Annotated in this window: 15 protein-coding genes; 5 read left to right on the plus strand and 10 right to left on the minus strand. The window is 29.2% G+C overall.

Annotated features, from left to right (window positions below; all coding sequences use genetic code 11):
* Window positions 1-591 (plus strand): DUF134 domain-containing protein, encoded by a 591-nt coding sequence (locus AEBR_RS11360; RefSeq protein ID WP_129086669.1) that lies wholly within the window; start codon window positions 1-3, stop codon window positions 589-591.
* Between the two features lie 18 nt (window positions 592-609).
* Here the strand turns inward: AEBR_RS11360 and htpX are convergent, their stop codons facing one another.
* Complete coding sequence (gene htpX, locus AEBR_RS11365) at window positions 610-1,461, minus strand: zinc metalloprotease HtpX (RefSeq protein WP_129086670.1); 852 nt, start codon at window positions 1,459-1,461, stop codon at window positions 610-612.
* A 131-nt stretch (window positions 1,462-1,592) separates the two neighbouring features.
* Here htpX and AEBR_RS11370 point away from each other — a divergent pair, with 131 nt between their 5' ends.
* Complete coding sequence (locus tag AEBR_RS11370) at window positions 1,593-1,910, plus strand: hypothetical protein (protein WP_129086671.1); 318 nt, start codon at window positions 1,593-1,595, stop codon at window positions 1,908-1,910.
* A gap of 1 nt (window position 1,911) precedes the next feature.
* On the opposite strand, the gene AEBR_RS11375 is transcribed toward AEBR_RS11370, so the two are convergent.
* Window positions 1,912-2,592 carry a response regulator gene (locus AEBR_RS11375; protein ID WP_129086672.1) on the minus strand — a complete coding sequence of 227 codons (681 nt, stop codon included), beginning with the start codon at window positions 2,590-2,592 and terminating at the stop codon, window positions 1,912-1,914.
* Between the two features lie 111 nt (window positions 2,593-2,703).
* Here AEBR_RS11375 and AEBR_RS11380 point away from each other — a divergent pair, with 111 nt between their 5' ends.
* Entirely contained in the window at window positions 2,704-3,204 is a 501-nt protein-coding gene (locus tag AEBR_RS11380) for a SixA phosphatase family protein (protein ID WP_129086673.1), read from the plus strand.
* A 79-nt stretch (window positions 3,205-3,283) separates the two neighbouring features.
* On the plus strand, window positions 3,284-3,760 hold the full coding sequence (locus AEBR_RS11385) for a SixA phosphatase family protein (RefSeq protein ID WP_129086674.1): 477 nt from the start codon (window positions 3,284-3,286) through the stop codon (window positions 3,758-3,760).
* On the opposite strand, the gene AEBR_RS11390 is transcribed toward AEBR_RS11385, so the two are convergent.
* Window positions 3,757-4,998 (minus strand): BaiN/RdsA family NAD(P)/FAD-dependent oxidoreductase, encoded by a 1,242-nt coding sequence (locus AEBR_RS11390; protein WP_129086675.1) that lies wholly within the window; start codon window positions 4,996-4,998, stop codon window positions 3,757-3,759. The genes AEBR_RS11385 and AEBR_RS11390 overlap by 4 nt on opposite strands.
* A gap of 102 nt (window positions 4,999-5,100) precedes the next feature.
* Here AEBR_RS11390 and AEBR_RS11395 point away from each other — a divergent pair, with 102 nt between their 5' ends.
* Window positions 5,101-6,126, plus strand: a complete 1,026-nt coding sequence (locus AEBR_RS11395; RefSeq protein ID WP_129086676.1) for a hypothetical protein — start codon at window positions 5,101-5,103, stop codon at window positions 6,124-6,126.
* 20 nt (window positions 6,127-6,146) lie between these two features.
* On the opposite strand, the gene mnmE is transcribed toward AEBR_RS11395, so the two are convergent.
* The 7 genes from mnmE to AEBR_RS11430 form a co-directional block, all read right to left on the minus strand.
* Entirely contained in the window at window positions 6,147-7,487 is a 1,341-nt protein-coding gene (gene mnmE, locus AEBR_RS11400) for a tRNA uridine-5-carboxymethylaminomethyl(34) synthesis GTPase MnmE (RefSeq protein ID WP_129086677.1), read from the minus strand.
* A 2-nt stretch (window positions 7,488-7,489) separates the two neighbouring features.
* Complete coding sequence (locus tag AEBR_RS11405) at window positions 7,490-8,374, minus strand: Jag N-terminal domain-containing protein (RefSeq protein WP_128979009.1); 885 nt, start codon at window positions 8,372-8,374, stop codon at window positions 7,490-7,492.
* Between the two features lie 14 nt (window positions 8,375-8,388).
* A complete protein-coding gene (gene yidC, locus AEBR_RS11410; protein WP_129086678.1) occupies window positions 8,389-10,002 on the minus strand; it encodes a membrane protein insertase YidC in 1,614 nt (537 codons plus the stop codon).
* Entirely contained in the window at window positions 9,995-10,330 is a 336-nt protein-coding gene (yidD, locus tag AEBR_RS11415; protein WP_129086679.1) for a membrane protein insertion efficiency factor YidD, read from the minus strand. The genes yidC and yidD overlap by 8 nt, the downstream gene beginning before the upstream one ends.
* Entirely contained in the window at window positions 10,314-10,664 is a 351-nt protein-coding gene (gene rnpA, locus AEBR_RS11420) for a ribonuclease P protein component (RefSeq protein WP_128979164.1), read from the minus strand. The genes yidD and rnpA overlap by 17 nt, the downstream gene beginning before the upstream one ends.
* Window positions 10,652-10,786, minus strand: coding sequence for a 50S ribosomal protein L34 (gene rpmH, locus AEBR_RS11425; RefSeq protein ID WP_044417745.1), 135 nt, complete (start codon window positions 10,784-10,786; stop codon window positions 10,652-10,654). Before rpmH ends, rnpA begins: the two co-directional genes overlap by 13 nt.
* Before the next feature lie 86 nt (window positions 10,787-10,872).
* On the minus strand, window positions 10,873-13,449 hold the full coding sequence (locus tag AEBR_RS11430; protein WP_129086680.1) for an ATP-dependent Clp protease ATP-binding subunit: 2,577 nt from the start codon (window positions 13,447-13,449) through the stop codon (window positions 10,873-10,875).
* Window positions 13,450-13,459: the final 10 nt, after the last annotated feature.

The raw sequence follows: 13,459 nt of genomic DNA on the forward strand, positions 1-13,459 counted from the left end.
ATGGCAAGAGAGAAGCTTGAAAGAAAGTTAGAGTTAAAGCCCGTATCAAAATATTTCGGACCAAAAGATATTGAAGCAAAACAAGATGTAATCTTATTGCATGAAGAACTTGAAGCAATTCATTTAATGGACTCTTTTTGTATGTATCAAGAGGATGCTGCAAAAAGAATGAATGTATCAAGAGCTACTTTTGCAAGAATTATCAAAAGTGCTAGAAAAAAGATTTCACTTGCGCTTATTACGGGAAGCAATATAAAAGTTCACGAAATAAAAAATGAATTTCATGTCGCAGTATGCTCAAATAGTAATACTGAACTAGAATATGCAGATCCAGAAGCTAGGTATATCTGGATATTTTTTATAAAAGATTATAAATTAAAATCGGTAAACTGTATTAATAATCCTGCATATAATAATGAGGAAGATGCACCTTGTAATATTCTACCAGATGTTTTATACGATTATACAGTAAACTATTTTCTTGTGGGAGATATTGATTATGATTTAAAAATATCTCTTATTGCAAAAGGTATTTACCCTATTTTACAAGAAGAAGTTACAAAAGATAATATTGTAAGTATTTTTCAATAGAAGCTTAAATAGCTTCTATTATAAATCAAACTTTAACTCTTCAAGTCTTGCAATTCTATCTTCTGTAGTAGGATGGGTTCTAAACAGATTTCCTAAAGAGCTTTTCATACCTGAAAAAGGGTTTATAATAAACATATGCGCAGTTTGTTCTGTTGCATTATGTAAAGGATTACCTCTTTTTGCATAATTTTCAAGTTTTATTAAAGCACTTTGTAAACCTTCAACATTTCCTGTCATTTTAGCAGCGCCCTCATCAGCCATAAACTCTCTACTTCTACTAACAGTCATTTGAATAACAGAAGCTGCTAACGGCAACAATATAGCCATAAGAATCATTACAATTGGGTTTCCCCCTTGTCTATTATTATTTCCACCAAACATGGCTGAAAATTGCATCATATTTGCAATCATTGCAATTGCCCCAGCAAAAACTGCTGCAATTGTTCCTATTAACATATCATAATGTTTTATATGTGAAAGTTCGTGGGCAATAACCCCTTCAAGTTCTTTTTCATTTAACATCTCATACAATCCCATTGTAACTGCAACTGCTGCATTTTCATAGTTTCTTCCTGTAGCAAAAGCATTTGGCGTATGATCAGGTATCAAATAGACCTTTGGCATTGGAAGATTTGCTTTTTGTACTAATCTTTTTGTAATAATATAAACAGGATGTCTTGTATCTTCAATAGGTGTTGCATTATAGTGGCTTAATACCTGTTTATCAGAATAATAATATGCATAAAAATTCATTCCTGCTGCAAGCAAAAATGCAATCAACATTCCATTTGTACCACCAAAATAGAACCCAATTGACACAAATAACACTGTTAATAGAGTTAACAAAAAAACTGTTTTTATTTGTTCCATATCTTCCCTCAAATTTAATATTAAATATTATCAAAATATTAGCATGATATGGTTAACAAAAATTTAATATTTTGAATTTGCAACAATATTGCAACAAAATGTTAGTAGAATTAAAGATTAAGGAGTTTATCATGAAAAAGATTGAATCAGAAAGCTTAACAAATAGTGAAAACTCTGTTGACTACTACAATTACAAAAGTTTTGATTTTGAAAAAAATATTGTATTTTCAGTAGTTGATAAATTTCTACCTGTCATTTTTTGGCTAGGACTCTCTATAATATTTATAGAAGCATTACATCAAAATATTGAGATATTTAATTGGAATTTTTTGGAAGGGTTATTTGGATTTTGTAGAATCTTTATACCTTTTGGATTAGGTCATATCTTACTGTTTTATGTAATTTACTCTATAAAAGATATAAAGAAAAGATTAGATGCAAAAAAATAGCTTAGACTAATCTACATCCACAACCTGTAATTGTTTGTATGAAATTAGGATCAGTTTTACATCTAAATCTATGGATTAAACTTCTTGTTGTACTATTTGAAACAGCTTTATCTGGCCAAATATAGTTTTCTATATATTCAAAAGTTACAATTCTACCTTTATGCTCGACTAAAAGTGTCAAAAAACTCTTTTCAGTTTTACTAAGTTTTATAGGTAAGTCATCATAATACAACATGCTAGTAGAACTTTCATAATAATACCTATCATAAATATGCTGCATATTTGAGTTAACTTTTTCAACCTTTGTATTTGTCATCTTTTTTATTGCAATTTTTATTGTAGAGTTTAATTCCTCTTTTTTAAAAGGTTTAACTAAAAATCCAATAGGATCACACTCCAATGCTCTATCAATAGTTGCATCATCACTATATGCTGTTAAAAATATAATAGGAATATCTCTTCTATTTTTAATATCAATTGCCGCTTGAATTCCATCTTGACTATTTTTTAAATTAATATCCATCAAAATAATATCAATAGGTTTGTTTGCTACATAATCTAAAGCCTGTTCATAATTTTTTGCATTTGCAACAATATCAAAACCTAAAAGTTTTAATGATCTATTTATATCTAAAGCAACAATGCTTTCATCTTCTACTATTAATATTTTTATTTTATCCATATTTAATTATAACAAAATATAGATAATGTTCCTTAATATTTCATACAATTTCGTATTAATTACTTTTTAATAAAAATAGATATAATAAAAAACAATATAAAAAGGTCTCATATGAAAAGACTCTTCATAATTAGACATGCAAAATCTGATTGGACAAATCCAGATTTGGATGATTTTGACAGACCTCTAAATGAAAGAGGTAAAAAAGATCTTCCTTTTATGGCAAAAAGAGTTGCCAAAAGAGAGATATGCCCCGATCTTATTATCTCTTCACCAGCTTTTAGAGCAAGAAAAACTGCAAAAGGTTTTGCAAAAGAGATTGGCTATTGTAAAAAAATTATGTATAATGAATACCTTTATGAACCCTCACTTAGAACAATTTTAGATGTTCTAAACTTTATTGATGATCAATATGATGATATTTTTTTAGTTGGGCACAATCCTGGTTTAAATCTATTGGCTTTTTATCTTATTGATTTTAATGAAAATCTACCTACATGTGGTATTCTTGAAATAAAATTTAAATGTGATTCATGGAGAGAAGTATGTAGAAAAAATGCAAAATTTATATCCTTTGATTACCCTAAAAAGAATATAAAAAAAGTTCCATAAAAAATTGATATTTTTTCAATTCTATTTTATTTCAAATAGATTAAAATCATAATTATAAATAACCAAAGGCTATTACAAAATGAAAGAGCTATATATTATAAGACATGCTCAAAAAGAAAATACCGATAATTACGAATATGATTATGATGTTCCATTAACAAAAAGAGGTATTGAAGCTGCAAAAAATTTAGGTACTTTACTAAAAAGAAAAAAAGTTTTACCTGATTTAATTGTTTCAAGCCCAGCTATTAGAGCAAGACAAAGTGCAGAGGTAATTGCAAAAGAGATAGATTACAACAAAGGGGTAATGTATAATGAAGTAATTTATCAAGCATATCTAAATGAATTAGTTGAATCAATTAGTTATACTTATGATAATATTAACTCTCTTATGATAGTAGGACATAATCCTTCATTAACAGCACTAGCGATTACTTTTACAAATTTTAAAACTGAACTGCAAATGGCAACAGCAATAAAAATTGAGTTTGATTGTGACTCTTGGACACAAATAGATAGAAATAATTCAAGGTTTGTAGAGCTTTACGAACTCTAGTTCAAAAGCTCACCAGCAAGGTTACCACTTGCAAAAGACCACTGAAGATTGTAACCTCCACAAGGGCCGTCTAAATCCATCACTTCACCACAAAAATATAGTCCTTCAATGATTTTACTCTGCATTGTTTTTGGATTTATCTCTTTTAAACTTACTCCACCTCTTGTTATCATCGCTTTTTCAAAACCTATATGATCTACAATTGTTAAAGGAGTTGAAACTAATATCTTAATAAGATTTTGTCTAATTGTTCCTTCTAAATCTTTAAACCGTTTATTATAATCAGCGCCAACCAATTTACAAAGTTCATTTAATACTGAAAAAGGCAAAAGGTGTTCAAGTACTTCTTTAATATTGGCATCATTATGTTTTAAAGAGTACTCTTTTATATATAAAAAAAGCTCATCTTCATTTAAACCTTTTATCATATTTATTATAAGTGGCACTTCTTTATACTTTTCAAGTAGTGGTGTAATTTCTCTAGAAAAATCTAATATAACGGGTCCTCTTAACCCCTTTGAAGTAAATATTAAATCTCCACAAGCTTTTAGTTTTTTTGCTTTTTTCAAATCAACTCTTATTTGAGCTTTTGCAATTGTATCTGCTCTACAATTTGAAACCCAACTCTCTTTGGTTATTAATGGTAACATTGCAGGGTAAAGTTCTGTAATTTTGTGTCCTAAAGATTTTGCAAATTTATAACCATCTCCATTTGCACCTAAGCTTGAAAAACCAAGTCCTCCTGTTGCAACAATTACACAAGTTGAATAGTAGTTAGCTATTTGGCTTTTAACCCCTAAAATTTTCTCATTTTCACATAAAATATCAACTATTTTAGTCTCTTTTTTTACCTCAATATTTTGTTTTAATATTTCATTTTCTAAAGCGTTTATTATTGTTTCAGAACTGTGGCTTACAGGAAAAACTCTAAAGCCATCTGGAATATGGGTTTCAACTCCTATAGTATTTAAAAATTCTATCAAACTCTTATAATCAAACTTTTCTAATGCATCTTGCATAAAACGTCCATTTTTACCAAAAGAGTTCATAAAATCTTCATTTGTAAGGGTATTAGTTAAGTTGCATTTCCCTCCACCAGTTGCTTTTAATTTAGGTCCAAGCTTACTTTGTTGTTCACATAAAAGTACTCTTTTACCACTTCTTGCAGCAACTATGGAAGCAATCATTCCAGCAGCTCCAGAACCAATAACTATTAAATCATATTGAATTTTTTCCATGTGGAATATTATCTAAAATCTTTTAATAATTAGTTTTATTGCTTAAATACAAATTTATACTTATTGCTATACAATTCTTAAATATAGATAAAAGGATAGAATATGCTAATTGAATCTTACAATCTAAAAATGCAATCAGCAAGTAGTTTTGTACAAAAACATGAATCATCAATAAACAGTACTTCAATAACACAAAAAATTAATGATAGGCAAAGTGGAGATGATATAAGTAGTTCAAATATACAACAAGTTGATCATAGTAAATCTTTGGTATTTAACTCTGAAGAAAATTTGTCTATCAAAGATAGAATGATTAAAACGCTTATTGAGATGCTTTTAGGTAAGTTCAAAGGCAAAAAAACTAAAGAGAGTATCTACCCTTTTAGCAATGAATTAAAAAACAAAAACTATATTTTTAATCCCTCTTTTTCAAATGGAACTAATATAAACTCATATGGTGCATCATTTGAAACAACAGAGACATATTATCAAAAAAGTTCAGTCTATTTTGAAACAAAAGCAACTATTAACACAAATAATGGTTCTTTTAATATAAATCTTAATCTCTCATATACACAAGAGTTCTATGAACAACACAAAACAAAAATTGAGTTATATGAAGTGAATCTACAAGACCCACTAATAATAAACTTTTCAGATGATGCAAGTGGATTTGATAATATTGATAATGAAATGACTTTTAAGTTTGACATTAATAGTAATAAAGAAAAAGAGGATCTCCCTCTTCTAAAAAAAGGGAGTGGATTTCTAGCTTTAGATAAAAACAATAATAATGAGATAGATGATGGAAGTGAACTATTTGGAGCAAAAACTGGTGATGGGTTTGAAGAGTTAGCTAAGTATGATGAAGATGGAAATAATTGGATTGATGAGGCTGACTCCATTTTTAAAGATTTGAGAATTTGGCAAATAAATGAAAATGGAGAAAATAATCTTATAACTCTTGGACAAGCAGGAGTTGGCGCAATATTTTTATCAAGTATAGCAAGTGGATTTAGTTATTCACAATCTTATGGAAATCAAACTGCAAGTCTAAAAGAATCAAGCATATTTTTAAAAGAGAATGGGGAAGCTGGCTTAATTACAAGTGTAGATTTAGTTGTTTGAAAATAGTCTATTTATATAGACTATTTCCCTAAACAAAAGGCTCCAAACATAACATCTAACATCTCATCATTTTCATATGGTCTTGTAATATTTGAAATATTTAGAAGTGCTTCATTTATATGGTAAGCAAAAAATTCCAACTCTCCAGTTTGAAGAGGAGATGTTGATTGTTCTATATGCGAGAGTGTTTGTTCCACTGCATCGATTTGTCTGGTTGAGATCAGTGTCATATCATCGCTATGAGTATTTAAATCTAAAAGTGTCTCTAATTTAAAAATCAAAGGATTAATAGTCTCTTTTGTACTTAATTGAATAAACTCTTCTAATTTGCTTTTATCAAAATTATTATCTAAATCTGATTTATTTAAAACTTTTATAATCTCTTTATTTGAATACTCTTTTAGAAGAGACAATATTTTTTCATCTTCTCTGTCACAAACTTTGCTATTATCAAACAAAGCTATTACAATATCTGCTTCTTCTACTGCTTTAATAGATTTCTCAATTCCAATTTTCTCTATTACATCATGTGCATCTCTAATTCCAGCAGTATCCACTATTTTAATAATATGAGTTCCTATTTTTACTGACTCTTCTATTGTATCTCTGGTAGTACCTGCAATATCAGAGATAATGGCTCTATCAAAGTTTAAAAGTCTGTTTAATAGTGAAGATTTACCTACATTTGGTTTTCCAACAATTGCTACTTTAAAACCTTCAATAAGTCCTTCTCTTCTTCTGCTTGCACTTAAAGTATCTTCTAGTTTTATTTTTATTTTTTCTAACTTATTAGTAATTTGTTCAAAAATATCACTTGGCAAATCCTCTTCGGCATAATCAATATTTACCTCAGTATATGCAAGCATAAATAGCAAATCTTCTCTTATACTATTTACAAAATCAGTTAATTCACCTTTTAACTGTTTTGCTAATAGTTTAACAGCATCTTCACTTCTAGCTTCTATTATTTTTGCTATTGCTTCTGCTTTACTTAAATCTATTTTTCCATTTAAAAAAGCTCTTTTTGAAAACTCTCCTGGTTGAGCTAGTCTTGCTCCAAGTTTTATCACTTCACTCATAATTATATTTGAAATGGCAATACCCCCATGACACTGAAATTCAACAATATCTTCTCCTGTAAAAGAGAAAGGATTTTTAAAATAGATTAAAAGAGCTTCATCTATTATTTCATCTTTAGAGTTATAAATAGAGCTAAGTGTTGCTAATCTTGGAGTTAAGTGGGGTCTTTTTGAGAGTTTAAGAGCAATATCTAAAGCAGCAGTTCCACTTACTCTTACAATAGATATTGAACCTATACCGTTTGCTGTAGCAATTGCTACAATTGTATCTTCATTTAGCAATTTTATTGCTCTTTACTTCTGTACTCGTTTACAAGTACATATTTGTCTCCCTTGATATTTGTTTTAACTGCAACATATTTATCAGGGAATTCATCTCTTAATTTTTTAAGTGCTATATGAACTAAAATTCCATCTAAAGGTTTTGTTTTAAAACTACCTTTATCTTTTATTGTTTCAATCACTGGTCCTAAATATGTATGGATAGCTGTCTCTTGGTTTTTCAAAAACTCTGCAACCTCTAATCTTAACATAAGTCCATATTTTTCATTTATCCAGTTAAATAAGATATAAGATAAAGCTTTATATCTATATCCCTCTTTACCTATTAGAAGTGCTGAATCTTCTCCTGTAAACTCTATATAAAGAGTCTCTTCATCAAAAAATTCAACTTTGATATTATCTATACCATAACAGGTATCTTTAAATAGTGAGATTAAACCTTCATTAACCTCATTTACTATCTGCTCTTTATCTTTTTTAACAATAATTTTGGAAATTGTTCTTTTCTCTTCAGCTTCACTATAGAAGTTATCAAAGATTTGCTCTTTTGATTCTACTTTTGGAACAGATTTAAATCTGTCATCTTTTTTTCTTTTATCTTCAGCTCTTTTTTCATCTTTTCTATTTGAATCTTCAATTCTTTTAGAAAAATCTTCAATCTTGATATCTTTTTTCTTAAATCTATTATGCTCTTTAGATTTATTAAAATCTCTTTTTCTATTTCTTTTGGGAGTTGCAATAATAATTGCACCTTTTTTCCCAATTCCTAAAAACCCTTTGCTTGGTTGTTGAACTATATCAATATCAAGTTCTGTAATAGAACAGTTAAACTCGTTTGATGCCTGTGCATAAACCTCTTCTAAACTCTTACCCTCAAATTGTTTCATTATAGTATCTCCTACTACTTTTTAGCAGCTCTTTGTCTCTCAAAAATTTTATTAATGCTATATTGTTGACCAATTGTAAACAAGTTGTTTGTAAACCAATAAAGTGTCAATCCAGCTGGGAACCACAAGAAGAAGAACGTAAATATAATTGGCAACATTTGGAAAATTTTCTTTTGTGTTTCATCTTGCATTGTATTTGGTGTAATTTTTTGTTGGATAAACATAGATACACCCATTAAAATTGGTAATACATAATATGGATCCATTTCAGCTAAGTCATGAATCCATAAAATCCACTCTGCACCTTTTAACTCAATTGAATTTAATAAAACCCTATAGATTGCAAAGAATACTGGGATTTGTAAAAGTAGTGGTAAACATCCACCCATTGGGTTTGCACCGTGCTTCTTATACAACTCCATCATATGCATAGATTGTTTTTGTTTATCATCTTTATATTTAGTTTGAATCTCTTTCATTTTTGGAGCTAAATCTTTAAGCTTTTGCATAGATACCATACCTTTGTATGATAATGGATATAAAATAAGCTTAATGATAATTGTAAGAATAACAATTGTCCAACCCCAGTTACCAACATAAGTGTGAACAAACTGTAAGAATGTAAACATTGGTTTTGCAATAAATGTAAACCAACCATACTCAATAACATCAGTTAATTGTGGATTTAAAGCTTTTAAATCATTAAAGTTTTTTGGTCCCATATAACCTGAGAAATCAATCTCCCCTTGAGCATGAACAAACGCTTGAGGATTTTGTTCACTATCAGGCATAAGTGAAACTTGAAGAGATTTATCAAAGTTATAAATTACTGTTGCATAATATCTATCAAAGTTTGATACAAATTTAATTCCAGTATATGATTTAATTTTGTCCAATTTTTCATCTGAAGTTAATTCCATTGTTCCATCATTTTGTTTAACATAAACACCATGATCTGCATACATATCAGCTAATACATTTGGTCTAAATCCATTTGTGATAAAAAACTGCTCTTTTTGTGATGTTTTAACTTTTAAGTCATAGTGACCATCAGGATAAACTGTAAAATCTTTAGTTAAAACTAAACCATCAATATCTTGTGTCAAAGTAAATTTTTGAACATTTTTTGTTGCATCAACAACCTCTGCTGTTGTTGTATAATTAACTTCAAAGGCTTTATTATTTATATCTGTATTTGCAAATCTAACTTCAAGGGGTCTTAACTGATCTGCTTCAAAAAGCTTAATCTCTTTACCCTCTTCATCTTTATAGATACTTTGTAAAAGTGTTACTTGTGCAACTCTTCCTAATCTATCAATTAAAATTCTATTTTTTGCTGTTGTAATTGTTGTAATAATATCTGAACTACCAACTGCTTTACTTGAAAGACTTGAGATAGAGTTACTCATATTATTATTTGTTGGTGCACCTTGAATTGATGTATCTGTTGTTGTAACATCAGGAGCTGCATTTTGACTTTGTTGTTTTTCAACTTCTGCTTGTTTAGCTCTTGCTTCTTGTTGCGGTTTTAAAACCAAAAATTCATAAGCTATAAAAAACACAAATACAACAAGTGTCATTATTAACATTCTTTTTTGCATACCATTATTCTGATTAAGATTATTCATTACTACTCTTCCACTCCCGATTTTTTACTATGAGGTATTTATTGTTAGCTATTGGCACAAACCAATACTTAACTTTTATCTTTTTAAAATTGATATTATTATGTTTTACAACTTTTGTTACTACTGGATAATCAAACCCACCATCAAAAAGTTGATTACATTTTAATATGCGCAATATTGTAAAATAAATTGCCTTAAAAAAAGTATTGTTCTCTATTTGCCAGATTGCATAATTGGAACAAGTTGGATAATATCTGCAACTACCAAATGATATGACAGATAGATATTTTTGATAAAATCTAATTAAAAGTTTAATTAGGGTTTTCATTTTTGATTAATTGAAGTTTCTTCATTGCATAATTAAAATCTTTTTTAAGCTCTTCAAAGCTCTTTTCAAAAAGTTTCTCTTTTGCAACAAAAATATATTTTCCCTTTTGAATTTTATTCTCATTTTCCAGGCACAAAGCTCTAAGAACTCTTTTTGCTTTTGCTCTTTTTATAGCATTACCAACTTTTTTTGAAGCTACATAAGCTATATGAAAATTTTCATAAGGCGAAAAAAAAGCGACAAATGAGTGGGTGTGCCACTTTTTGCCGCTTTTATAAAGCTTGTTAAAATCTTTAGAATTTTTTAAACGGTGTTTTTTGCTTAAACAGCTAATCTTTTTCTACCTTTAGCTCTTCTAGCCTTGATAACTTTTCTTCCGTTTTTAGTTTTCATTCTAATTCTAAAACCGTGCGTTCTTTTTCTCGGTGTGTTATGTGGTTGATACGTTCTTTTCATATTCATAGTCCCTTATTGACGAATTAAGTCGCGTATTATATTTAAAGAATCCTTAAACTTTCTTTAGTTTAAGTCATTTATAATATTTAACTTATTTTTACAACCACCTCATCACCTTGAACATCAAACTCCACACTTGAGCCCTCACCTATTTTATCTTCTAAAATTAAATCCGCTAATTTATCCTCAACAATCTCGTATATTGCTCTTTTTAGTGGTCTTGCACCGTATACAGGATCAAATCCAACTTTTGCAATAAACTCTTTTGCAGCTTTTGTTAAAGAGATATTTATATCTTTTTGCTCTACTCTTTTTTTAATACTTTTAAATAATATATCTACAATATTTGTAATCGCTTCAAGTCCTAATTGTTCAAATATAACAATATCATCAAGTCTATTTAGAAATTCTGGTCTAAAATATGCTTTTAATTCATTTAAAACCTCTTTTCTTCTTGCCTCTTTATCACTAATTTCAATAATTTTAGAACTTCCTATATTTGAAGTTAAAATTATTATAGTGTTTTTAAAGTCAACTGTTACACCTTTATTATCTGTTAATCTTCCATCATCTAATACTTGTAAAAGAATATTAAATACATCAGGATGAGCTTTTTCAATCTCATCAAATAAAATTACACTATAAGGTTTTCTTCTAACTGCTTCTGTTAGTTGTCCACCCTCTTCATATCCAACATATCCAGGAGCAGCTCCCACAAGTCTGCTAACTGCATGTTTTTCCATATATTCACTCATATCAAATCTAATAAGAGCTTTTTCATCATCAAACAAAAATCTTGCTAATGTTTTTGCACTCTCAGTTTTACCAACTCCTGTTGGCCCTAAAAACATAAATGAACCAATAGGTCTAGACTCTTCACTTAATCCTGCTTTATTTCTTTTTATGGCTCTACTTATTGCTTTAAGGGCTTCATCTTGTCCAACAACATCTTTTTTTAGTTCATCTTCTACTTTTAAGATTCTCTCTTTTTCAGAATCCATCATTTTATTTACAGGGATTCCTGTCCATCTACTTACAATACTTGCAATCGCCTCTTCATCAACAGAGTTTCTAAGAAGTGTTCCCTCTTTTTGCATTCTTTCCCATTTTTCATGGTTCTCTTTGATTTTTGCTTCAAGGGATGGAATCTCTCCATACTCAATTGAAGCAGCTTTTTCAAAATTTGATTCTCTTTTTGCCCTTTCTGCTTGGGTTTTAAGTTCATCTATTTTTGCTTTTAGTTCACTAGCTGCATTAAAAGTTTGTTTTTCATTGTCAAACCTTGCTTCAAGATTTTGTTTCTCTTCATTTAAGTTTGCAAGCTCTTTTTCTATTTGCTCTAATCTCTCATCATTTTTTTTAGTTTTTTCCATTTTAAGAGCCTCTTTTTCAACATTTATTGTTTGAATCTCTCTTTTAATGGTTGATAGTGCAATTGGCTCACTCTCAATTTGCATTTTAAGTTCAGCAGCTGCTTCATCAATTAAGTCGATTGCTTTATCTGGTAAAAACCTATCACTTATATATCTATCACTTAATTTTGCTGCTGCAACAAGGGCTGAATCATTTATAGTTACATTATGGTGTGTTTCAAGTCTTTGTTTGATCCCCCTTAAAATTTGTAAGGCTTCATTTACGCTTGGTTCATCAACATTAACAGGTTGAAACCTTCTTTGCATTGCGGCATCTTTTTCAAAATATTTTCTATACTCTTTTAATGTTGTTGCACCAATTGTATGAAGTTCACCTCTAGCCAAACTTGGTTTTAAAATATTTGCAGCATCCATCGAACCTTCACTAGCTCCAGCTCCAATTATTGTATGAATCTCATCGATAAAAAGAATAATATTTCCAGCTTTTTTAACCTCATCAATTACTTTTTTTAATCTATCCTCAAACTCACCTCTGTATTTTGCCCCTGCAATTAGTGAACTCATATCTAAAGTTACAACTCTTTTATTTAATAGTGAAGTTGGAACATCTTTATTTACAATTCTTTGTGCAAGTCCTTCAGCAATGGCAGTTTTTCCTGTTCCTGGTTCCCCTAATAAAATTGGATTGTTTTTTGTTTTTCTTATTAGAATTTGCATCATCCTATTTATTTGTTCATCTCTACCAATTACTGGATCAAGTTCACCATCAATAGCCTTTTTGTTTAAATCTATTCCATATTTTCCTAAAGCTTCAAGATTTTCATCTGCGCTTGCACTATCAATAGTACTTCCTGCTCTCATTGCTTCAAGCTCTTTTTTTGCATCAAGTAAATTTATATATTTACCTAATACCTCTTTTAATACTTTTGAATCAAAGTTTGCAATAAGCCAAGTATCAACAGCTATAAATTTATCCCCTGTTTTTGCCATTAGCCCTTCTGCTTTTTGTAAAGATTCCACAAAATTTCTTGAAAGTTTTATATTCTCTTTTGTTAAATTTGAAACAGCCGGAAGTTTACTTGCATAAGATTTAGCTTCAAGTTCAATTGCAGCTTTATCTTTATTCATTTTATTTAAAAGTTGATTTAATACAGAGTTTGTATTTGTTAATAACGCCCATAAAAGATGTATAACTTCAACTTCTTGATTTTTATTATGTAAAGCCAAAGCTACTGAAGAATCAATAGTTTCAGCTAGTTGATTTGTTAGTTTTTCAAATAGTTTATTCATATTTAGCACT

Source organism: Halarcobacter ebronensis, from assembly GCF_013201825.1.
GTDB classification, from domain to species: Bacteria; Campylobacterota; Campylobacteria; order Campylobacterales; family Arcobacteraceae; genus Halarcobacter; species Halarcobacter ebronensis.

Coding starts and splice junctions, on each gene's coding strand:
- AEBR_RS11370 (WP_129086671.1), top strand. CDS start 1,593: ATGAAAAAGATTGAATCAGAAAGCTTAACAAATAGTGAAAACTCTGTT.
- AEBR_RS11375 (WP_129086672.1), bottom strand. CDS start 2,592: ATGGATAAAATAAAAATATTAATAGTAGAAGATGAAAGCATTGTTGCT.
- AEBR_RS11385 (WP_129086674.1), top strand. CDS start 3,284: ATGAAAGAGCTATATATTATAAGACATGCTCAAAAAGAAAATACCGAT.
- yidD (WP_129086679.1), bottom strand. CDS start 10,330: ATGAAAACCCTAATTAAACTTTTAATTAGATTTTATCAAAAATATCTA.
- AEBR_RS11380 (WP_129086673.1), top strand. CDS start 2,704: ATGAAAAGACTCTTCATAATTAGACATGCAAAATCTGATTGGACAAAT.
- htpX (WP_129086670.1), bottom strand. CDS start 1,461: ATGGAACAAATAAAAACAGTTTTTTTGTTAACTCTATTAACAGTGTTA.
- AEBR_RS11395 (WP_129086676.1), top strand. CDS start 5,101: ATGCTAATTGAATCTTACAATCTAAAAATGCAATCAGCAAGTAGTTTT.
- AEBR_RS11405 (WP_128979009.1), bottom strand. CDS start 8,374: ATGAAACAATTTGAGGGTAAGAGTTTAGAAGAGGTTTATGCACAGGCA.
- yidC (WP_129086678.1), bottom strand. CDS start 10,002: ATGAATAATCTTAATCAGAATAATGGTATGCAAAAAAGAATGTTAATA.
- AEBR_RS11430 (WP_129086680.1), bottom strand. CDS start 13,449: ATGAATAAACTATTTGAAAAACTAACAAATCAACTAGCTGAAACTATT.
- AEBR_RS11390 (WP_129086675.1), bottom strand. CDS start 4,998: ATGGAAAAAATTCAATATGATTTAATAGTTATTGGTTCTGGAGCTGCT.
- AEBR_RS11360 (WP_129086669.1), top strand. CDS start 1: ATGGCAAGAGAGAAGCTTGAAAGAAAGTTAGAGTTAAAGCCCGTATCA.
- rpmH (WP_044417745.1), bottom strand. CDS start 10,786: ATGAAAAGAACGTATCAACCACATAACACACCGAGAAAAAGAACGCAC.